The following is a 21103-nucleotide window of genomic DNA, read 5'->3' on the forward strand; positions in this document are numbered from 1 at the left end:
GTGGACGATATGCTCATCTCGACTGGAAAGGTGGATGAATCGCTGTGCCACATCTTGCCGACCTTGCCACCGCGCTCGGAAACGATCTCGAGCTCGTCAACCAGCGCGACCTGCCGGCAACCGAAGTCAGCGCGGTCCACATCAGCGAACTGCAGGACCCGACCACCTACCTGTCCGGCGGCGAACTGCTGCTCACGACGGGCATGCCGTTGACCGGACACGCCGGGCAAGCAAGGGCTTACGTCACCAGGCTGGTACGGCATGGCGTCAGTGCGCTCGGGTTCGGGCTCGGGCCGGTGCATGCCGACATCCCGCCGGCCGTCATCCGGGCGTGCGGTGCGGCCGGGTTGCCGTTGTTCCGGGTCCCGGCTCCGACACCGTTCCTGGTGATCACCCGCGCCTACTGGGATCTCCAGTTGGCGGCCGGTCGTGCCGCGTTGGACGCGCATCGCGCGTTGATCCGGGCCGCGAGTGCACCACATCCGGCGCGGGCGATCGTCCAGGTGCTTGCGCAGTCTGCCGGCGGATGGTCGGCGTACCTCGACGCCGACGGTACGTTGCTCGAGGTTTGGCCTGCAGCCGCGAAGACCAGAGCCGTGCGGATCCGGGCCGAGATCGATTGGCTGCGGAGCGCGGGACCGCACTCCGCGGCGACGTTCCCGCTGGATGACGAGGAGGTTGTCGCCTATCCGCTCGCCGGACAGAACGCAGTGCGGGGATTCGTCGCGACCGCCCGGCCGCGCGATGCTCGGCGACCGGATGAGCAGGTCGTGCTGGCCGGATGCGCGTTGCTGACGATGAGGCTGGAGCAGCGCCGGGACGAGGAGAGCCGCAGTCGGACCGAGCGTCACTGCCAGGTCCTGCTCGCGCTGGCCGGGCACACCGACGCGGCACAAGCACTCGGCGCCGAGCTCGGACCCCGCGCCGACGCCAGGCCCCGTACCGACGCCGGATCCCGTACCGAGGCCGGATCCCGTACCGAGGCGGGATACCGCGCCGGGAGCGGGTCTCGCCTGCCGGCGGCCGTCCGGGTGGTCGTCGCCGGGCCTACGACCTCGCTGAGTGCCGACGATCTCCTCGACCGCTGGACCCACCAACCGGCGCTTCAGCAATCCACGTGGCTGGGAGAGCAGGACGGTTGTCTGTGGATACTGATCCGGCCCGACCAGGAGAACGCAGTACTCAAATCCCTACAGGCTCTCGAACTACAGGACCTCAGAGTCGTCGCAGGACCAGTCGCGGCCCTGGATGCACTCCCCACCCACCGCACAGTGCTGGCCGCGGCGTTGGCACGGGCTGTGCCCGGCGAGATCCGTGACCACCCAGGCCCTTCGCGGGCCGCTGACCAGATCGACGCCCTGCTCGCCCACTCGCGGAGCGACCTGGTCGGGGCGGTCACCGCGTACCTTCGTTGCCGTGGGCACTGGGACCGCGCGTCCGCGCTGCTGGGGATCCATCGCAACACGCTGCGGCAACGCATCGCCAACGCCCAGCGGGTGGCAGGGGTCGACTTGGACGACGCCGATGAGGCAAGTCGGCTGTGGCTCGCCCTGCGGGATCAAGGCCTGGCGTAGACGAAATGCTGCTCGCCAGAGCAACCATGGATATTTCATCCATCGGCGGATCGAGGCGGCCCGGGTTAGCGTAGACACCCGCCGGAGGCAGAGGAGGGTCATGCACGTCTATCCGCGATTCGCGGCGCCGAGTCAGCGTGCCGTTGCCGAGCTCGTCCGTACCCATCCGTTCGCCACGGTGGTCAGCGCCGCCGACGGCGCGGCGCCGGTCGCGTCGCACGTCCCGGTGATCCTGCCGCGGGACGTCGACCCGGACGCCTCGCTGGTCGGCTGCACGTTGCTCGGGCACATGGGCCGGAAGAACCCGCACTGGGAGATGTTCCGCGATCCGTCTCCGATCCTGCTGATCTTCAGTACGTCGCACGCGTACGTCTCCCCGAACGTGTACGACTTCTCCCCGGCGGCGCCGACCCTCGACTACGCCGCGGTCCATCTGACCGGCGAAGTCGAGCTGCTCGAGGCTGAGGAGCAGGCGCTCAAGGTCGTCGAAGCAACCATCGAGGCGCTCGAGTCGATGCGACCACGGCAGTGGGATCCGGGGCCCTCCCGGGAGTACTTCGGGCGGATCGTTCGCGGTGTCGCCGCGTTCCGGATCCGGGTCACAGGCGAGCAGGCGATGTTCAAGCTCAGCCAGGACATGAGCCCGGCGACGCAGACCGGCGTACGGCAGGATCTGGCCAGCACGCACCCAGACGTGGTCGAGTTGATGGACCGCGACACGTGAGAGTCCACCAGTACGACAGCGGCCCGAAGCCGCCGGCCGACGCCGCGCGACAGCTAGGCGGTGACTGGTCGGCGATGATCTCGAACGCCGCGGCCGGCTACCGTGAGCACTACCGGCTCCTCGGGATCGACGACTCGGTGGTCCGCCGGGTGGCCGGCTGGTCGATGGAGGCGGTCGCCCGCTGGCATCAGCCGCTCGCCGACCAGCTTGTCGCGATGGCGGACGGCGCGGCCGTTCCCGTGGACCAGATCACGATGCTGACCGCCCGCACCGAGATCCTGGCAGCAGCCGACAAGTCCGTGACCGGTCCCGGTGAGTGCTCCACGCTGGTGGATGTCGCGGGCTCGATCGCGTTTCAGACCTGGGACTGGCATCCACAGCTCGTGCCGGACGCGCTCTGGTGGCGCAGTACCACCGCGGACGGCCGGTGGGTGAAGACCTTCACCGAGCCTGGGATGCCGGCGAAGATCGGGCTGAACAGCGCCGGTCTGTCGGTCAACTTCAACATCCTCCACCACGCGACGGACTCGGCCGACGGCGGCGTACCGGTGCACGTCATCGCCCGCCGGATCCTCGACGAGGCCAGGACCGTCGACGATGCCTATGCGCTGGCATGCTCGGCATCGGTCAGCGCCTCCACCGTCATCACCGTACTTGCCACCGGCAACAACTCACCCGAGGCCGTCGCGATCGAGATCTCTCCCGCCGGAGTGGCACTGGTGAGGCCAACCGACGAATGGCTCGTACATACCAACCACTTCTTGGACCCAGGACTGACTGCTGGTGGTGTGATTCCGCCTGTCAGTACAACTCGCCGGCGGTTGGACCATCTCGTAGCGGCTCAGCCGGCCGCGACGGTCGGTCTGGCCGCCCTCGCCGAGCGACTGTGCGGCGAGGCTGGCGAGGACGCGCCGATCTGCATGCAAGCCGATACCTCGTTGCGGGCGACAGAGCAGTGGCGGACCTTGCTCAGCGTGCGACTCGAACCGGCAACCGGGCGCATCGAGTACTGGCCAGGGACGCCCTACGACGCCTCCGTCGCCGGGGCCTGCCTTCAGTTCTGAGCGATCCGCTCGGCAAGGTCGATGCATCCGCGGATCGTGCGTTGCGCCATGGCGTCGTCCCACGTCTGCGGCCAGGAGGAGAACTTGGCGATCACGACCTCCGCTGCCTCGTGGATCATCAGCAGCTGGCCGTGGATGCCCAGCGCGAAGTAGATGCCGTCCCGCTGTCCCGGCGTACGCCCGCGGGCGACCCACCACTGGTTGCGGTAGTACGCCGTGGGCATCGGAAGGTACGTCATACCGCGCTCGCGGAACGCGGCCAGCTGACCTGGCGAACCCGTCAGGGTGTCCGCAACCCAGGCCTGCGAGAGGACCCTACCGCCGAACGGTCCGGTGCCGTCGCGTCGCAGAACCTCACCCAGCCGAGCCAGATCGCGGACGGTGCAGCACAGTCCGATGTCCGCGAGCGCGTGGCCGTCCCGGTCCAGGGTGATCGCGGCGGCGTGCTCGGCACCGATCCGGGACCAGAGGTACGTCGACATCACCTCCGGAAAGCTCAGGCCAGTGGCGTGCTCGGCCAGCATCGCGAGGACGCACGTCAGCGTCGAGCGGTACTCGAAGTCGCCGCCGTGCGGCCGGGCCTGCCGCATCCGCCAGAAGTGAGCCCGAGAGTTCTCGTCGGCGACTCGCTCGGACGCCGGCGCCCATTGGACGTTCGCGTAGTACGCCCGCTGCAGCTCGAGGGTGGTGATCTCCTCGCGGGTGCCGGTCCGCATATCCAGTACGTCGCGGACTGTCGCGCCCTCCATTCCGGTACCACGGAACTCGCCGACGAGCTCGGCAACCTCGGCGTCGATCGGCAGCAGGCCAGCGTCGATGACGGCACCGACTGCGCTGGCGGTGACGGACTTGGAGACCGACATCGCGAGGTGAGCAGTCTTCTGCCCCATACCGTGCTGGTATTCCTCATGCAGCGCGCGGCCCCGGTGCAGGACGACGAACGCATCCGTCTGGGTCTCGTCCAGCAGTTCGTCGAGCGCGACCCGCTCCATGGCTGCGCCGGTCGGGACCAGCACCCGTTCCGCACGTAACGCGGGCCCAGGCCCGCCATTCGCGGACCAGCCATCAGGGAACCACGGGAGGTCGGCGCCACGGTCGATGACGGCCGTCGGCACCAGCTCGCTGACGTGCTGGAAGCTTGATCGGAGCTGCGGCCACTGCAGCCAGTTCGCGAGTGTGACCTGCGGGGAGATGGAGGACACAGGGAATCCGCTCGATTGACGAAACGTTTCGGCATAGCGTAGGAAGGCAGCTCCGCTAAAGTCAACAAGTGCCAACTCAGAAGGCGGGCCGATGACCGCACGTCGTACGGTGACCATCAGGGACGTGGCCAGCCACGCCGGCGTCTCGATGACGACTGTCTCCGACGTTGTGAACGGCAAGGGGCGGGTCGATCCGGCCACCCGGCAACGGGTTCTGGACTCGGTGCGTGACGTGGGCTGGCGGCCGCGGCGCAGCGCGCGGGCGTTGCGATCAGGCGAGACGGGCATCTTCGCGCTGTGCTTTCCCCGGCGCGAGCACGGCGTACAGGACTGGCTGCTGAACGCGGACTACGACATGGCTCTGGTCGCTGCCTGCGCGGCGGCGGCAGTGGACTCCGGGCGTCAGCTGCTGCTGGCACCACGGCCGACCGATCTCGAAGACCTCGCCCGGCTCGATGTCGACGGCGTCATCATCGCCGACCCACAGGAACACGACCCGGCCTTGCGAATCCTCGACCAGGCAGGGATTCCGACGGTCACCGTCGAGCGTGACATCCGGCGCGACGACAAGTGGTGGGTGGGCACAGACAACACCGGCGGCGCGAACTCCGCCCTCGATCACCTCACCAGGCAAGGCGCCCGCCGGATCGCCCTGCTCACCGCGGACGAGCGATGGTCCTGGTTCGCGGACACGACCGCGGCATACCGCGCCTGGTGCGCCGACCACAGACTCAGGCCGCTGGTCAGGACCATCAACGCGGACGATCCACGCACCAGCGCGGCGGAGGCGGTCCGCTCGCTGCTCCGCCTCAAGAACCCACCCGACGCCGTGCTGGCACTCCCGCAGGGCAGCGCACTCGGCGTCCTCGACGCAGCCGCCGCAGCCGGCATTGGCGTGCCCGACGACCTCAAACTGATCGCCGGCATCGACAGCCAAACGCTCATGGTCTCGCAACCCCCAGTGACCGCCATCAACCAGCAACCGATGCGCATCGCCCAGGCCGCCGTCGCTCTCATGATCAAGCGCGTCACAGGCGACGACGTTCCCGGCCCCACCCTCGTCGCAACCGACCTCGTCGTACGCCACTCCACCGCATCGCTCTGACTTGCCCCGAGCTCGCCGACACATGGCGGACACACGGCAGGTCGTATGCCGTAACGATTCGGCATGAGTGGTGGAGAGAAGTACGGCGAATCGCCTCGAGTTCTTGACAGTGCGGAAAATGCGGTGCTTCGATGTGCCGAAACGTTCCGGCGTACTCGATGAACAGCATGACCGGCCGATCGTCAGGCAGCTGTTCCGAACGACAGATCCCCAGCGAGCGGTTCGCCCCACCGGCTCGTTTCGTCCACTTCGTGGAAATGAGCGATCGAGATGAGAAATCCGACAGGCCTGTTCCGCTGCCTCCGATTCGGGCTGGCCGGGCTGATGGCAGCCGCCGTACTCGCCGCCGGCGCGTGCGGCGTCGGCACCCAACAGGCCCCGAAAGCCACTGGTAGCGGCTCCTTCTCCTTCACCGACGACCGTGGTGTGACGGTCACGAAGCCGAAGTCAGGCCTTCGCGTCGTGGCGCAGGAGGATGCCGCCAACGCACTGATGCACCTGGGGATCAAGCCGGTCGGCATCTTCGGCGGTGCGCCGCTCGGCAGCAACCCGATGCTGAAAGGCCTCGACACCACCGGGATCGAGTCGGTCGGCGAGGTCTTCGGCGAGGTGAAGATGGAGAAGCTCGCCGCCTTGCGCCCGGACGTCATCGTCTCGACGTTCTACACCGGCGACGGAGTGCTGTTCCCGGGCGGCGTCTACGGTTTCCAGACCAAGAAGATGCAGGACGACGCCCAGGCGATCGCCCCGATCCTCGCACTCGACTCCACCAAGCCGTCGTCGAACGTGATCCAGCGCTTCTCCGAGCTCGCCAAGGCCCTCGGCGCGAATGTCGACAGCGGCCAGGTCGCGGACTCGCGCAAGACCTGGAACTCCGCGGTGGACGACCTCAAAGCCGCTGCGAAAGCGCATCCCGGCTTGAAGATTCTGGCCGTCACGCCGGCGCAGGACCAGGTGTTCTTCGCCGTACCCGATCTCTTCCCGGATCTGCTGGACCTGCGGGCCTGGGGCGTCGACGTGATGAAGCCGACCGGCAAGCTGGTCAGTTCGTACTACGAGGCGGTCAGCTGGGAGAACGCCGCGAAGTACCAGCCGGACGTCGTCCTCGTCGACACCCGCGGCTACACGCTCGGCGTCGACCAGCTGAAGAAGTATCCGACGTGGAACGAGATCAAGGCGGTCCAGGCGGGCCAGGTCGGCGAGTGGGTCCGGGTGTCGCTGAACTACCAGGACTACACCGAGCGCCTGCAGAAGCTGACCGCGATCCTGACCAAGGCCAAGGCTGTCTGAGTATGACGGCCACCGTCGTCACGGCCGAGCGCAAACAGGTGCTCGGGGCAACCACCCGACCGATCGGGCTGCTGCTGATCGCCGTTCTGCTGATCGCCGTCCTGCTGGCCAGCCTGACGCTAGGGTCCCGGTACATCCCGCTGCAGACGACTGTCGATGCGCTCCTGCATCACGATCGCGCCAACGCGGAGCAGACGGTCGTGCTGACGCTCCGCGTTCCGCGGACGCTGATCGGGCTGATGGCCGGTGTCGCGCTCGGTCTCGCCGGCGCCGTGATGCAGGGGGTTTCGCGGAACCCGCTGGCCGACCCCGGCGTACTCGGCATCAACGCCGGTGCGGCCCTGGCGGTTCTGATCGGCGTCTTCTTCTTCGGAGCGACCACGCTGAGCGGCTACGTCTGGTTCGCGTTCGCCGGTGCCGGTGTCGCGGTCGTGACGGTCTACTTGATCGCGAGCATCGGACGAGACGGTGCGACAGCCATCAAGCTGGCGTTGGCCGGTACGGCGATCACCGCGCTGCTGGGCTCGCTCACCACCCTGGTGCAACTGATGGACATTCGCACCATGGATGCGTTCCGAGCCTGGTCGGTGGGATCGCTGGCGGGTCGCGGCGCGGATATCGCGGACGCGGTATGGCCGTTCGTCCTGATCGGCTCGGTGCTCGCCCTGACCACCAGCCGGATGCTCAACGCGCTGGCGCTCGGCGACGACGTGGCGCGGTCGCTGGGCGTCCGGGTCGAAAGGTCTCGGCTGATCTGCGGCGGAGCCGTGATGATCCTCGCCGGAGCGGCCACCGCCGCGGTCGGGCCGGTGACCTTCGTCGGATTGACCGTGCCGCACATCGCACGGGCGCTCGTCGGGCCCGACTACCGCTGGATCCTCCCGTACAGCGCGGTCCTCGCACCACTGCTGTTCCTGAGTGCCGACATCGTCGGCCGCCTCGTCGTCGCCCCGGCCGAGTTGCAGGTCGGCGTGGTGACCGCGATCCTCGGCGCCCCGGTCTTCATCGCCATCGTCCGCCGCAAGCAGGTGCGATCCCTATGACTCAGCTCACAGCATCTCCCGAATCGCTTGCCTACGTGGCCAAGGCCCGTGCACGCACAACAGGGCGGGTCCGCCGCGTCACGACGATCCTCGGCCTGGCGGTCGTGCTCGCCTTCCTGGTCAGCCTGTCGCTGGGCGACTTTCTCATCCCGGTGTGGCACGTACCGTCCGACGTCGTCGGGCGCGGCGATCCGGCGGAGGTTCTCGTCGTACAGCATCTACGATTGCCGCGCGCGATCCTCGCGTTGCCCGTCGGCGCCGCTCTCGGAATGTCCGGCGCCGTCTTCCAGGCTCTCGCCCGGAACCCGCTGGCCAGTCCGGACATTCTCGGCATCACCGCCGGCGGCAGCCTCACCGCGGTGATCGGGTTGACGGTGCTGGGCCTCAGCGGCCTGTTCCTGTCGTTCGCGGCGACCGGCGGCGCGCTCGTCACCGCCGTACTGATCTATGTCCTTGCTTACCGTCAGGGTCTGTCGAGCTACCGGCTGGTGCTGGTCGGGATCGGGGTCGGCGCGATCGCCCTCGCCCTCATCCAGTTCTTCTGGACCAGGGCTCACACGTACGACGCGGCATCCGCGGCACTGTGGTTGAGCGGCAGTTTGAACGGTCGCGGGATCGAGAGCATCTGGCCGATTCTGGTGATGCTCGCCGTCGCGATCCCCGGCACGCTCGTGCTCGCCAAGCGCCTCGGAGTACTCGAGCTCGGCGACGACACGGCCGCCGGCGTCGGGCTGGCAGTGCAGCGGTCGCGTGCCCTACTGCTCCTGGCGGCCGTCGCACTGGCCGGCGCAGCCATCGGCGCGGCCGGACCGGTCGCGTTCGTCGCCTTCGTGTCCGGCCCGATCGCCCGCCGGCTGACCCGCGCGGGTTCGGCGGCCCTGGTCCAGGCAGCGCTGACCGGAGCCGTCCTGGTCAGCGTCGCTGACCTGGTCGGACGCACCGCACTCTCCAGCTCCGAGGTCTCGGTCGGCGTGATCACCGGGATCGCGGGCGCGCCGTACCTGTTGTGGCTGTTGGCCAGAACGAACAAGTCCGGACGAGGAAACTGATGACGATCGTGAAGCCTGATCAGGAACGTACGACGGACGGCCAGTGCCTGTCGGCCCGGAGCATGCGGCTCGGGTACGACGGCGCGGACATCGTCCCGGACCTGGACATCGACATCCCGCCCGGCAAGATCACCATGCTGGTCGGAGCGAACGCCTGTGGGAAGTCGACCACGCTGCGCGCCCTGGCCCGGCTGCTGAAGCCGCGGTCCGGAACGGTGATGCTCGACGGTCACGACATCCACACCATGTCGACCAAGGACCTGGCGACGAAGGTCGGGATCCTCCCGCAGAGCCCGTCCGCGCCGGAGGGCATCGCCGTCGCCGACCTCGTCTGCCGCGGCCGGTACCCCCACCAGAAGTGGTTCCGCCAGTGGACTCCGGAGGACGAGCAGATCGTGGCGTGGGCGCTGGAGTCGACCGGTACGGCGGAGCTCGCGGACCGCGGCGTCGACGAGTTGTCCGGCGGGCAGCGGCAACGTGTCTGGATCGCGATGGCGCTGGCACAGGAGACCGGCGTACTGATGCTCGACGAGCCGACGACCTACCTCGACGTACACCACCAGATCGAGGTACTCGACCTGCTGGTCCGACTGAACAGGGACGCCGGCCGGACGATCGCGGTCGTGCTCCACGACCTCAACCTGGCCTGCCGCTACTCGCACCACCTGATCGCGATGCGGCAGGGCAGGATCGTCGCCGAAGGGGTGCCCGGCGAGGTCGTGACCGAGGAGCTCGTGCGGACCGTCTTCGGCCTCGAGTCGAAGGTCATCCAGGATCCGGTCTCGCGGACGCCGATGGTGGTACCCATCGGCCAGCACCTCTCGTTCTGAGGCGGGCATGATGTCGCTCAACATCCAGGTGTCCACCGCGACCGATCCGGTCGAGCGTGGCCAGGAGATCGGCCGGCGGTGGCGGGATCGCATCGCCGGCACGGTGGAGGATTACGACTGGTTGTTCCGCGCAGCCGGGCTCAGCGAATCCTCCGTACGGCGAATTGCCGACGAGTGCCTAGAAGCGTTGCATGGTTGGGATCCGGCATTGGCTGCGGAGGCTCGTGGGATCGCCGCAGGTGCTGGGCTGCCGGTGTGGCGGGTAGGTGCGCTCAATGCGCGGACCGAGATTCTGGTTCGAGGTGCGATCGCGGGGCTGAAGGAGTGCACGACGGCCGCGCTCGTCGTACCGGGCCGGCCGCCGCGAGTTCTGCAGACCTGGGACTGGATCCCGCAGGCCTCGAACTTCACGGTCCTCCGCCATACCTCGCCTGCCGGTCTTGGTGTCGTCACGTTCGCGGAGAACGGCGTGGTCGGGAAGATCGGCGTCAACACGGCCGGCCTCGGCGTACTGTTCACGCTGCTGTGCCACCGCTCCGACGGCTCGACGACGGGAGTTCCCGTACACGCCGTCGTACGGCGGGTACTGGACAACGCGACCACCGTGGCCCAGGCGGTCGCGATCGCCCGGTCGGCGCCGGTCACCGCCTCGGCGGCCCTCACTGTCGTGACCCGGAACGGCGAGGCGGCAACGGTGGAGCTCTCCCCCGCGGGATCGGCCGAGTTACGACCGACGAACGACGGTTACCTGCTGCACACCAACCACTTCCTGGACCCCGAGCTGACCACCGGCGACCGCCTGGTCGCGGTCGGGGACGACACCCTGCCACGAATGACTGCGCTGGTCGGGCTGCGCTCTGCCCTGACCGGAGCCGACCGTACGGCGTGGGCACGCGGGCTCGTCTCGCACTGGGAGGACGGGGCACCGATCTGCGCGCATCCGCGGGCTGATGCCGACGTGACGAATCGATGGGAGACGAAGATGATGCTCACCTTCGACCTGATCAGGCCGAGCCTGATCGTGCAGGAAGGCAAGCCTTGCGAGGCGACAGCGGACCGTTGGCTGGAGTTCGTGGCATGAGCGACTGGGATGTCACGAACACCGGACAGCCAACCCACGAGGTCTCGTTCACCACGAACGAGGGAACCTGGATGTCGGTCAGCGTCAGCCCGGACGGACAGACCATCGTCTTCGACCTGCTCGGCACCTTGTACGCGATGCCGGTGACGGGAGGTCATGCGACCGTGCTGCGCGCCGGACCCACGATGGATCGGATGCCGGTCCACAGCCCCGACGGCACGCGGCTCCTGTACCTCAGCGACGCGGACGGCTACGACAACGCCTGGTCCTGCGACGTCGACGGCACGAATCCGCAGCAGCTGACGTTCGAGACCCACGACATCCTGACGGAACCCATCTGGGGACCGGACAGCCGCAGCATCATCGCGCCGCGGATCTTCCGCGCGCACCGCAAGCTGTTCTCCTCGCAGCTCCGGTTGTACGAGCACGGGCGCGGAGACGGCCGCCTCCTGGTCGACGTACCGACCAGCGGCCGCGACGTCCTCGAGCCGGCGCTGTCTCCTGACTGCCAGTGGTTGTACTACGCGGAGCGCCTCGTCCGGCCGCATCTGTACGTCGATGCCAACCATGCCAACTTCGCGATCAAGCGGCACCGGCTCGCAGACGGCAGGGGCGAGACGGTCGTCGGCGGCTTCGGCGGTGCCATCCGGCCGTGCCTTTCTCCGGACGGCCGACGGCTGGCGTTCTTGCGGCGTGTCAAGGAGAGGACCGTACTGTTCTGTCTCGAGTTCGCGACCGGTGAGCAACGGCCCGTGTTCGACGGGCTCGACCGGGACAACCAGGCGGTGTGGGAGATCCAAGGCAACTACTACCCACGCTTCTCCTGGTTCCCGGGCAGCACCGAGGTGGCGATCTGGGCCGGTGGTCAGATCCTGCGCATCGACGTCGAGACGGGACGGAGTACGCCGATCCCGTTCGAGGCGACGTACCGGCAGACGCTGACCGCTCCGGTCCGGCCTCGGCACGACCTCGCCCCGGCCGAGGTCGAGGTCCGCGCGATCCGGCACCTCGCCTTTGCGCCGAAGGCGCAGTCCGCGACGCTGGTAGCGCTCGGGCGGTTGTGGCACAGCGCGCTGGACGGCACCACGCTCCTGCCGCTCGGCGACCACGCGCGGCACGCGGCGGAACCGGCGTACGACGCGGACGGCGATCGGGTCGTGTATGTCGAGTGGGACGACGAGCGCGGGAGCAGACTCCTGGCCGGCGATCAGGTCGTCACGACGACCACGGGCGTTATCCGGCAGCCTTCGTTGAGCCCGGACGGCAGCAAGGTGATCTACCGGATCCAGCCGCACGACGTGCACATCGGTGGCGCGAGGATCCGTCCAGGCGTGTACGTCGTGGACGGCGGCGAGCCTCGGTACCTGACTGCCGCGGACGACGCGCCCACCTTCAGCCCGGACGGCACCCGGGTCTACGCCGTTGCCATCGACAACAGTGGTGACGAACCGGCCGAGGTGCTGTTCAGCGTCGACCTCGAGGGCAAGGACCGTCGGGAACACGCGCGCACGGCGGACGTCGACACCTACGAGCTGCGGCTCAGCCCGGACGGACGTTGGCTCGCGTTCCGTTCCCGGCACCGGTACTACCTCGTCCCGTACCGCGACACCGGCCACGTGCTGCCGGTGACTCCGGACACCGCCGAGACTCCGTGTTTCCAGATCGCCGACTACGGCGGGCAGGCCCTCATCTGGGCGCCGGACAGCCGCACACTGCACTGGTGCATCGGCCCGACGATCTACAGCCTTGAGATCGGTACCGACGGCCCGATCGGCGATCCATCGGCGACCACGATCGACCTGCGGGTCCCCGCCGACGTCCCGACCGGCCGGATCGCGTTCGTCGGCGGCACCGTGATCACGATGAACGGCGACCTGGTCCACTCGCCAGGCACTGTCGTTGTCAATGGCAACATAATCACCGAGGTCGGTCCGGCTGAGACTGTGGAGATTCCCCCGGATGCGACGGTGATCGACTGCGCCGGCAAGACACTGATGCCGGGTCTCGTCGACGGTCACGGCCACATCGACGCCGATGGTGGAGACGGCGCGACACCGCAGAAGCAAGCCTCCCGGTTCGCGGCGCTCGCGTTCGGGGTGACGACGAACTTCGACCCGTTCTCGTCCGAGCTACCGAACTACGAGAGCGCCGAGCTCACCCAGGCCGGTCTGATGACCGGCCCACGCTGGATCGGAACGGGCAGCGCGATCCACGGCCGCGACCACAACTTCTTCCACCTGTACACGCCGATCACCGAGTACGCCGACGCGGAGCGTATCGTACGCCGGAAGAAGCAGCTCGGAACGATCAGCGTGAAGAGCTACAAGTGGCCCGAACGCCGGCACCGGCAGATGCTCGTCAAGGCCGCCCGCGAGCACGACGTGAACATCGTCGTCGAAGGTGAGACGCACTTCTACAACAACGTCAGCATGGTGCTCGACGGCCACACCAACCTCGAACACAACTTCCCGGTCGCCACGATCTACGACGACATCGTCCAGCTGATGAAGGTGTCCGGCGCGTCCATCACTCCGACCCTCGTCGTGGCGTTCGGCGAGCTGTTCGGCGAGAACTGGGCGTACCAGCACACCAAGGCATGGCGGGATCCGCGAGTCCGTACGTTCGTCCAGGCCTGTCTGAGCGGCTACAGCCCACTCGGTACGCCGTACGGCGCGCCGCCGCACTCTCGCGCGATGACGACCATCCACGTCGCCGACGAGCTGTACGACATCGGCGTACTGGCGGTCTCCCGCTCGGTGAAGAAACTCGACGACGCCGGCGTACGCGTCAACGCGGGATCCCACGGCCAGATCCCCGGGCTCGCGATGCACTGGGAAATGGCGCTCCTCGCCGAAGGTGGAATGAGTCCACTCCGGGTCCTCCGCGCGGCCACGCTCAACACGGCCGAAAGCCTCGGCGTCGGCCACCAGATCGGCTCCCTGGAGCCTGGCAAGCTGGCCGACCTCCTCATCCTCGACCGCAACCCGCTGGACGACATCGCCAACTCCACCAGCGTGACCTCCACCATGGTCAACGGCCGTCTGTACGACGCCACCACCCTGGACGAACTCGCGCCACGGCAGCGCACCCGAGGCCGCTTCTACTGGGAAACCCAGAACACCCTGGGCATCGACTGGTCCGAGCCCTGGGGAGGCGGCACCTGCCACTGATCAGCTGCTTTTGCGGCGTGGTTTCGCCGATCGGGGTGGGACGGTGCGCATGTGGTCGCGGACGACGGTGAGGATGCGGGCCAGGCTCTCGATGTCCTCGCGCGCCATCGGGGCAAGGAACAGCTGCCGCAGTACGTCGATGTGTCCGGGGAACACTTTCGCGAGTACATCCCGGCCGGCGTCGGTGATCGCGACGACGACACCCCTCTCGTCGTCGGCGGACGGCCTGCGCGTCACGAGCCCGGCCTTCTCGAGCAGGCCCACCTGATAGGTCAGGCCACTCCGGCTGTACACCACGCCGTCCGCCAGTTCGGTCATGCGGCGGCTTCCGTCCGCTGCGTCCCCGAGCGTCGCCAAGAGCTGGAACTGGACGTAGCTGAGGTCACCGGCATCGAGGAGCTGCTGCTCGACCGTATGGCGCAACAGGCTGCTCACCTCGATCAGCGCGAAGTACGCACCGAGGCCAGCTGGGTCAAGCGGGGGCAGGTTCTCCTCTTCGGCCATGACGACATCATAGTTGCTTCGAATTCGAAGCAGTGTTACTGTCGTCATGTGCTTCGAATTCGAAGCACATGATCGAAAGGGAAAGCCATGAAGGCAGTACGGTTCCACGCAACGGGCGGCCCGGAGGTTCTGCGCTACGAAGACGCCGACCAGCCGGTCCCCAGTGCAGGTGAGGTTCGCATCCAGGTCGCCGGTTCGGCATTCAATCCGGCCGACGGCGGGATCCGCGGCGGTTTCCTGCCGATCCCGATCACCCTGCCGCACACTCCGGGCTACGACGTCTCCGGCACGATCGACGCGCTCGGCGACGGGGTGGACGGCCTCGCCGTGGGCGAGAACGTCATCGGCTTCATCCCCATGAACGCCGACGGCTCGGCAGCCCAGTACGTCGTCGCTCCGGCGAGCGCACTCGTGAAGGCGCCGGCGCGCATCCCGCTTGCCGACGCGGCCGGCGTACCCTCCGTCGGGCTCACCGCCTCACAGGCACTCTTCGAGGCCGGTCAGCTCAAGGCCGGTCAGCGGATTCTGATCAACGGTGCCGGCGGCCCCGTCGGCGGGTACGCCGTACAGCTGGCGAAGCGCGAAGGGGCGTACGTCATCGCCACGGCGAGCCCGCGCAGTACCGAGATCGTCAAGGCGGCCGGTGCGGACGAGATCATCGACCACACGACCACCTCGGTACTCGACGCGATCACCGAGCCCGTCGACGTACTGCTCAACCTGGCCCCGATCACCCCGGACGGATTCACCGCGCTGGTCACACGGGTCCGCGACGGCGGCGTGGTCGTCTCGACGACGCCGACCGTCACCACACCTGGCGACGAACAGCGAAACGTCCGCGCGGCCACGATCTTCGTCCACCCCGACGCACAGGTCCTCTCACACCTCGTCAGCCTCATCGACACCGGCGACCTCCACGTCGAGATCGCCCAGCGCGTACCCCTCAGCGAACTACCCACGATCCACCACCAGGCCGACGCCGGCCAGCTCCACGGCAAGGTCGTAGCCATCCCACCCACCGCCTGACGAGCGCCGTAGCCCTCCGTTCCGATGGTGCCCGAACTGACCGGTCCGGCCTATTCTGGGATCTGAAGGCGATGGCGATGACGCGGCAGTATGTCGTCGGCGAGTTGTCGGTGTTGCTCGGGCAGCTCGGTGCGGCGGCCAGTGACGAGGTGTCCGCCAGGTCCGCCGAGGCGTTGCGGCGGGAGGCGGAGACCCGGCCCTTCTGCGCCCTGCCGGCGGTCACCGCGCGGGCGATCGCGCTCGCCGACGAGATGTGCTGGATCTCGTTGCTGCACGGGAATGTCGTCGCCTTCGATCACCAGGCCGCCGATTCGGCGTTGCTGTACGAGTTCGGCCTGTGTTCCGGTCTTCTTGGAGATGAGCCATGACGAACGAGCCGTCCGAAGCGCAGATCGCGGTCCACTGGCGGGAGGAGGCGTACTACCCGCCGACGGCGAAGTTCATCGCCCAGGCGAACGCGGCCGACCCGGACATCCTGGAGCGGTTCAGCGAGCCGAACTTCCCCGAATGCTTCAAGGAGTACGCCGACCTGCTCAGCTGGGACAAGTACTGGCACACCACCCTCGACACCACCGATCCGCCGTTCTGGAAGTGGTTCGTCGGGGGCCGGCTCAACGCCTGCTACAACTGCGTCGACCGGCACCTGACCACCAGCCGCAACCGGGCGGCGTTGATCTGGGTGCCCGAGCCGGAATCCGAGCAGACGTCGGCGATTACGTACCAGGAGTTGTATCGACGCGTCAACGAGTTCGCGGCGCTGCTCCGCGATTTCGGCGGGGTGCGGACCGGCGACCGGGTGACCTTCCATCTGCCGATGGTCCCCGAGTTGCCGGTCTCCATGCTGGCCTGCGCACGTCTCGGCGTGATCCACTCCGAGGTGTTCGGCGGCTTCAGCGGCGCCGCCTGCGGTGGCCGGGTCGCCGACTCGGGCAGCAACATCCTGGTCACCATGGACGGCTACTACCGCAACGGCGAACTCGTCGACCACAAGGTGAAAGCGGACGAGGCTGTGGCGACCGCCCGCGAGCTCGGGCACGAGGTCGACAAGGTGCTGGTTTGGCGCCGTCACCCCAACAGCTATGCCTCGAAAAGCCCGATGGTCGAAGGCCGAGACTTCTTCATCGACGATCTGCTCCCGGACTTCCGCGGTGCCGTCGTCGAGCCGGTCTCGATGCCCGCCGAGGCGCCCCTGTTCCTGATGTACACCAGCGGTACTACGGGACGGCCGAAAGGCTGCCAGCACTCGACCGGCGGCTACCTCGCGTACGTCGCAGGCACCTCGAAGTACTACCAGGACATCCACCCCGAGGACACGTACTGGTGCGCCGCGGACATCGGCTGGATCACCGGGCACTCCTACATCGTGTACGGCCCGCTTGCGCTCGGTACGACGAGCGTGCTGTACGAGGGCGTACCGACGTACCCCGATCCCGGACGGCTCTGGCGGATCGCGGAACGCCTTGGTGTGAACATCTTCCACACCGCGCCGACCACGATCCGGATGCTCCGCAAGGTCGGCCCGGACGAATCCGCGAAATACCGCTATCGCTTCAAGCACATGACCACCGTTGGTGAGCCCATCGAACCGGAGGTCTGGCGCTGGTACCACGACGTGGTCGGCAAGGGCGAGGCCGCGATCGTCGACACCTGGTGGCAGACCGAGACCGGCGGCTTCCTCGGCAGCACGCTGCCTGCCCTGCAACCGATGAAGCCCGGCAGTTGCGGGCCGGGGGTACTCGGCATCTACCCCGTGATCTACGACGAGGACGGCGAAACCATCGAGGCGGGCAGCGACCGGGCCGGCAACATCTGCATCCGCAACCCCTGGCCTGGCATCTTCCAGACGATCTGGGGCCAACCCGAACGATTCGTGGACATCTATTACAGCAAGTACAACAGGCGCAACAGCACCGACTGGCAGGACTGGCCGTACTTCGCCGGCGACGGTGCCGTTCAGGCCGCCGACGGGTACTTCCGCATCCTCGGCCGCGTCGACGACGTCATCAACGTGGCCGGCCACCGCCTCGGCACCAAGGAACTGGAGTCGGCCGCCCTCACGGTGAACGAGATCGCCGAGGCCGCCGCCGTACCGGTGATGGACGAGGTCCGCGGGCGCGCGGTCGAGATGTACGTCGCCCTCAAGCCCGGGCTCTCGGCAGGCGCGGGCATCGAGGCCAAGGTCTCCGAGGCGATCGTCCGCGAGATCGGCAAGATCGCCCGGCCGAAGAGCGTCTGGATCGTCACCGACATGCCCAAGACCCGTTCCGGCAAGATCATGCGCCGGGTGATCGCCGGCATCTCGAACTTCACCGACGTCGGCGACGTCACCACCCTCGCCAACCCGGAGATCGTCGACGACATCCGCCACCACGTCCAAAGCGAGAAGCTCACCCGCGGCGAGGTCCCCCGCGACCTCTCCCCACAGGAAGCCGAGGAGATCAAGTCGTTCGGCCGCGCAGAGTGAGGCAAGCAGCTCAGCCCGGCGCACGGAATCCGAGCGCCCGGGCGTCGTCGATGCCGAAGGCCCGGCAGAGGCAGTCGCGATTGGTCCCGCACAGTCGGGAGATCACCCCGCGCTCCAGCTTGGCGATGTAAGACGCGTCGACGTCATGCAGCGCACCGGTGTCTCTCGGAGCTTCGCGCTGAGCGCCTCGACCAGTTCTACACGCGACATCGATTACCCCGGTCCGCGTGCCGCCCGCAAGCGTGCGTTCGGCTCAACCATGGCTCGGCGGCAACTGGGCGCCGGCGCTCGAGTGATGGAGTTCCAGCCCCAGCCTGCCGTCCGGGTGTACGCCGGCCCCGTCGGCCACATCTTCTGCTTCTTCACACCTTGAGCGGGCGACGTTCTCAGAAGCCGGTGTAGTGCAGGTCGTCGATGTCGTATCGCGGATTGTTGTGTACGGCGACGACACCGGCCGGTGGAAATCGGCGGCGAGTCGTACGCGTTCCGCACCTTGACCAGGCCGGCCGGTGCGCTGCGGTCGATGCGTATCGACATGTCACCGTCTCGGTCATCGGCCGCGGGCGGCTTCCCGAACGCCTCCAACTCGTTGCGATCAGCAACGACGAGCTCCAGGCATGGGTATCGGTGTCCAGCACCGGACCACACGTCCACCCCCGGTGACAAACCCTGATTGGATAGTGGCGTGGACGAGCCTGTACCCCCGGTGGTTCAGCCCGGGCGGATGACCCGGCACGAGCAGCCCATCCTGGAACTCGGGAACGGTCTAGACCTGCGGCCCTGGGAACTCGGCGACGCCGGCGCCCTGGTTGCCGCCGGCGACGATCCGTCGATCCAGCAGTGGAACCTTCTTTTCGTACCGTCGAAGGCCGAAGCACAGCAGCGGATCCTCCGCATGCACACCCGCTGGCGCGCCGAGACCGCCGCGATCTGGGCCATCGCACGTCAGGGAGAGGCGATCGGCCTGATCGGCTGGCAGCACATAGACCTCGCCCAGGGCTCCGCCGAGATCGCCTACTGGGTACTTCCCACCGCGCGCGGCGGCGGCATAGTGACCGCCGCGGTCGAACGCGTCACCCGGTGGGCGTTCGACGATCTCGGCCTGCACCGCCTCGAACTCTGTCACTCGATCGCCAACCCGGCCTCCTGCCGAGTCGCCGAAAAGACCGGCTACACCTTCGAAGCAACCCTCCGCAGCGCCCTCCTGCACACCGACGGCTGGCACGACCAGCACCTCCACGCCCGCATCGCTCCCTGATGGAGACAGTAGGGCACCCGCGACCTCCGCATCAGTCACGGCGCTGGTCCTGTACGTCGGGTGACTGTTCCTCGAGTTCGCTGGCGGGCGGTAGTCCTGCGCCGCCGCACCGACGACAGCGTCATGCGCGGTCTCACCCGACTCCCCGGGGTCCGCAGCGCGCTGGGCGTCCTGTTCGCCATAGCGCTCGCTACCAGCCTGGCCGCGCAGGCGGAGATGAGTACGGTGTGGCGGGTTGGGCGGCCGAAGCGGAATCATCAGATCTGCACCTTGTTGCAGTCCGGATCAGTCAAGCGGTTCGACGGAGTCCGGCCAGGGCCGTGATGCCCGCACCGAGGGCGGCCGCTGCGGCCGTTAGCAGACTGAGGCGGAGGCCGGCGTGGAGACCTGCCGGTGTATTGAGGAACGCGCCGAAGACCGCGACGGCGAGCGCCCCGCCGAGTTGCCGGCTGGTGTTGAAGACTCCGCTCGCGGTGCCGGCCCGGTGCACCGGCACGGCGTGCAGGAGCAGGGCGATCACCGGCGGGATGACAGTCGGCCCGGCCAGGCCGACCAGCACCACGAGTACGGCGAACACGGCAACCCCCGTGGTGACGGGCGCGACAGCGATACTCGCCAGACCGAGCGTCATCAAAAGCAGACCCGCCACCACCACCGTACGGGCGCCGAGACGCTCGACCAGGCGCGGTCCCAGCGGTGTGACGACCAGGCCGACGAGCATCATCGGCAAGAACACCAGACCCGTCTGCAATGCAGACAGTCCGGCGTGCTGCTGCAGATACAGACTCATCACGAACGGCAGACCGTAGTACCCGACCATGAACGCGAACCCGATCACGAGCGCAGACACCACGACCCGCGAGCGGAACAGTTCAGGCGGTGCCATCGGATGGGCTACCCGACGCTGAACGGTGACGAAGGCAACGATCGCGACGACCGCCAGCACCGCAGCGGCCAGCACACGGCGATCGGTGAGACCAGTGCTGCCCGTTTCGATGGCGGCGAACGTCAAAGCGGCCATTCCGATCACCGCGAACACCTGTCCGCCCCAATCGAACGGCACCCGGTGCTTGGTCGACCGCGCCGTACGGGTCACCAGCAGCAACGTCACCGCGCCGACCGGCACATTGACGAGGAAGATCAGCCGCCAGCTCATCAGCGTGAGCGCTCCGCCGAGCACCGGTCCCGCGGACGACGCCACCGCTCCACCCATCGCCCACCACGCCACCGCCCGGGCTCGCCGTACATGATCGGGAAAGGCCTGTGCGATCAGTGCCATCGAGGCCGGCATGATCACCGCCGCGCCGGCGCCCTGGACGAAGCGGAACACCACGAGAGCAGCCAACTCGGGGGCAAGGCCGCAGGCCGCCGATGCGAGTACGAACAGCGCCGTACCGATCCCGAACGCTGTCCGCGCGCCGATCCGGTCGACCAGCGACCCGGCCGACAACAGGAACGCGGCGAACACCAGCGTGTACCCGTCGACCACCCACTGCAGCCCCTGGATCCCACCACCTAGGTCGGAGCGGATCTGGGGCAGCGCAACGTTCACGATCACGGCATCCAGCGTCACCAGGAAGAACCCCAGCAGCGCGGTCAGCAACGTCAGCCCCGGCCTACGACCGGCAGCGGCTTGCAAGGGGACTTCAGAGGTGGTCACGAGTCAAGGCAACCGCCGGCTCCGTAGGGATACCAGGCCGTGTCGTTCCAGGTAATGAC

17 protein-coding genes are annotated in these 21103 nt (G+C 67.8%); 14 read left to right on the plus strand and 3 right to left on the minus strand.

Annotation, left to right across the window (positions count from 1 at the left end):
- Positions 1-44 precede the first annotated feature (44 nt).
- The 3 genes from ACQHIV_RS24565 (at position 45) to ACQHIV_RS24575 (ending at position 3362) form a co-directional block, all read left to right on the plus strand.
- Positions 45-1574 (plus strand): PucR family transcriptional regulator, encoded by a 1530-nt coding sequence (locus ACQHIV_RS24565; protein ID WP_427885485.1) that lies wholly within the window; start codon positions 45-47, stop codon positions 1572-1574.
- Between the two features lie 100 nt (positions 1575-1674).
- Entirely contained in the window at positions 1675-2298 is a 624-nt protein-coding gene (locus ACQHIV_RS24570) for an FMN-binding negative transcriptional regulator (protein ID WP_427885487.1), read from the plus strand.
- Positions 2295-3362 (plus strand): C45 family autoproteolytic acyltransferase/hydolase, encoded by a 1068-nt coding sequence (locus ACQHIV_RS24575; RefSeq protein WP_427885489.1) that lies wholly within the window; start codon positions 2295-2297, stop codon positions 3360-3362. The genes ACQHIV_RS24570 and ACQHIV_RS24575 overlap by 4 nt, the downstream gene beginning before the upstream one ends.
- Here the strand turns inward: ACQHIV_RS24575 and ACQHIV_RS24580 are convergent.
- Positions 3353-4564 (minus strand): serine hydrolase domain-containing protein, encoded by a 1212-nt coding sequence (locus ACQHIV_RS24580; RefSeq protein ID WP_427885490.1) that lies wholly within the window; start codon positions 4562-4564, stop codon positions 3353-3355. The two genes, ACQHIV_RS24575 and ACQHIV_RS24580, sit on opposite strands and share 10 nt — an antisense overlap.
- Positions 4565-4688: 124 nt before the next feature.
- Here ACQHIV_RS24580 and ACQHIV_RS24585 point away from each other — a divergent pair, with 124 nt between their 5' ends.
- The 7 genes from ACQHIV_RS24585 (at position 4689) to ACQHIV_RS24615 (ending at position 14132) form a co-directional block, all read left to right on the plus strand.
- Positions 4689-5669 (plus strand): LacI family DNA-binding transcriptional regulator, encoded by a 981-nt coding sequence (locus ACQHIV_RS24585; protein ID WP_427885492.1) that lies wholly within the window; start codon positions 4689-4691, stop codon positions 5667-5669.
- Positions 5670-5939: 270 nt separating this feature from the next.
- A complete protein-coding gene (locus ACQHIV_RS24590) occupies positions 5940-6959 on the plus strand; it encodes an ABC transporter substrate-binding protein (RefSeq protein WP_427885494.1) in 1020 nt (339 codons plus the stop codon).
- 2 nt (positions 6960-6961) lie between these two features.
- Positions 6962-8002: a FecCD family ABC transporter permease gene (locus ACQHIV_RS24595; RefSeq protein WP_427885496.1), complete on the plus strand. Its 1041-nt coding sequence runs from the start codon at positions 6962-6964 to the stop codon at positions 8000-8002.
- Entirely contained in the window at positions 7999-9051 is a 1053-nt protein-coding gene (locus ACQHIV_RS24600; RefSeq protein ID WP_427885498.1) for a FecCD family ABC transporter permease, read from the plus strand. Before ACQHIV_RS24595 ends, ACQHIV_RS24600 begins: the two co-directional genes overlap by 4 nt.
- The gene (locus ACQHIV_RS24605) at positions 9051-9881 is read left to right on the plus strand and encodes an ABC transporter ATP-binding protein (RefSeq protein ID WP_427885500.1); all 831 of its coding nucleotides are present in this window, start codon (positions 9051-9053) and stop codon (positions 9879-9881) included. Before ACQHIV_RS24600 ends, ACQHIV_RS24605 begins: the two co-directional genes overlap by 1 nt.
- 10 nt (positions 9882-9891) lie before the next feature.
- Positions 9892-10962 carry a C45 family autoproteolytic acyltransferase/hydolase gene (locus ACQHIV_RS24610; protein ID WP_427885502.1) on the plus strand — a complete coding sequence of 357 codons (1071 nt, stop codon included), beginning with the start codon at positions 9892-9894 and terminating at the stop codon, positions 10960-10962.
- Complete coding sequence (locus tag ACQHIV_RS24615) at positions 10959-14132, plus strand: amidohydrolase family protein (protein ID WP_427885503.1); 3174 nt, start codon at positions 10959-10961, stop codon at positions 14130-14132. The genes ACQHIV_RS24610 and ACQHIV_RS24615 overlap by 4 nt, the downstream gene beginning before the upstream one ends.
- Here ACQHIV_RS24615 and ACQHIV_RS24620 read toward each other — a convergent pair whose 3' ends face one another.
- A complete protein-coding gene (locus tag ACQHIV_RS24620) occupies positions 14133-14636 on the minus strand; it encodes a MarR family winged helix-turn-helix transcriptional regulator (protein ID WP_427885505.1) in 504 nt (167 codons plus the stop codon).
- Positions 14637-14723: 87 nt separating this feature from the next.
- Between ACQHIV_RS24620 and ACQHIV_RS24625 the strand changes: the two genes are divergently transcribed.
- The 4 genes from ACQHIV_RS24625 (at position 14724) to ACQHIV_RS24640 (ending at position 19384) form a co-directional block, all read left to right on the plus strand.
- Positions 14724-15662 carry an NADP-dependent oxidoreductase gene (locus tag ACQHIV_RS24625; protein ID WP_427885506.1) on the plus strand — a complete coding sequence of 313 codons (939 nt, stop codon included), beginning with the start codon at positions 14724-14726 and terminating at the stop codon, positions 15660-15662.
- A 77-nt stretch (positions 15663-15739) separates the two neighbouring features.
- Positions 15740-16030 carry a hypothetical protein gene (locus ACQHIV_RS24630; protein WP_427885508.1) on the plus strand — a complete coding sequence of 97 codons (291 nt, stop codon included), beginning with the start codon at positions 15740-15742 and terminating at the stop codon, positions 16028-16030.
- The gene (acs, locus tag ACQHIV_RS24635; RefSeq protein ID WP_427885510.1) at positions 16027-18126 is read left to right on the plus strand and encodes an acetate--CoA ligase; all 2100 of its coding nucleotides are present in this window, start codon (positions 16027-16029) and stop codon (positions 18124-18126) included. The genes ACQHIV_RS24630 and acs overlap by 4 nt, the downstream gene beginning before the upstream one ends.
- A 685-nt stretch (positions 18127-18811) precedes the next feature.
- A complete protein-coding gene (locus ACQHIV_RS24640) occupies positions 18812-19384 on the plus strand; it encodes a GNAT family N-acetyltransferase (RefSeq protein ID WP_427885511.1) in 573 nt (190 codons plus the stop codon).
- Positions 19385-19673: 289 nt separating this feature from the next.
- On the opposite strand, the gene ACQHIV_RS24645 is transcribed toward ACQHIV_RS24640, so the two are convergent.
- Positions 19674-21044 carry an MFS transporter gene (locus ACQHIV_RS24645; protein ID WP_427885513.1) on the minus strand — a complete coding sequence of 457 codons (1371 nt, stop codon included), beginning with the start codon at positions 21042-21044 and terminating at the stop codon, positions 19674-19676.
- Between the last annotated feature and the right edge of the window lie 59 nt (positions 21045-21103).

Source organism: Kribbella polygonati (assembly GCF_050320105.1).
Lineage (GTDB): Bacteria > Actinomycetota > Actinomycetes > Propionibacteriales > Kribbellaceae > Kribbella.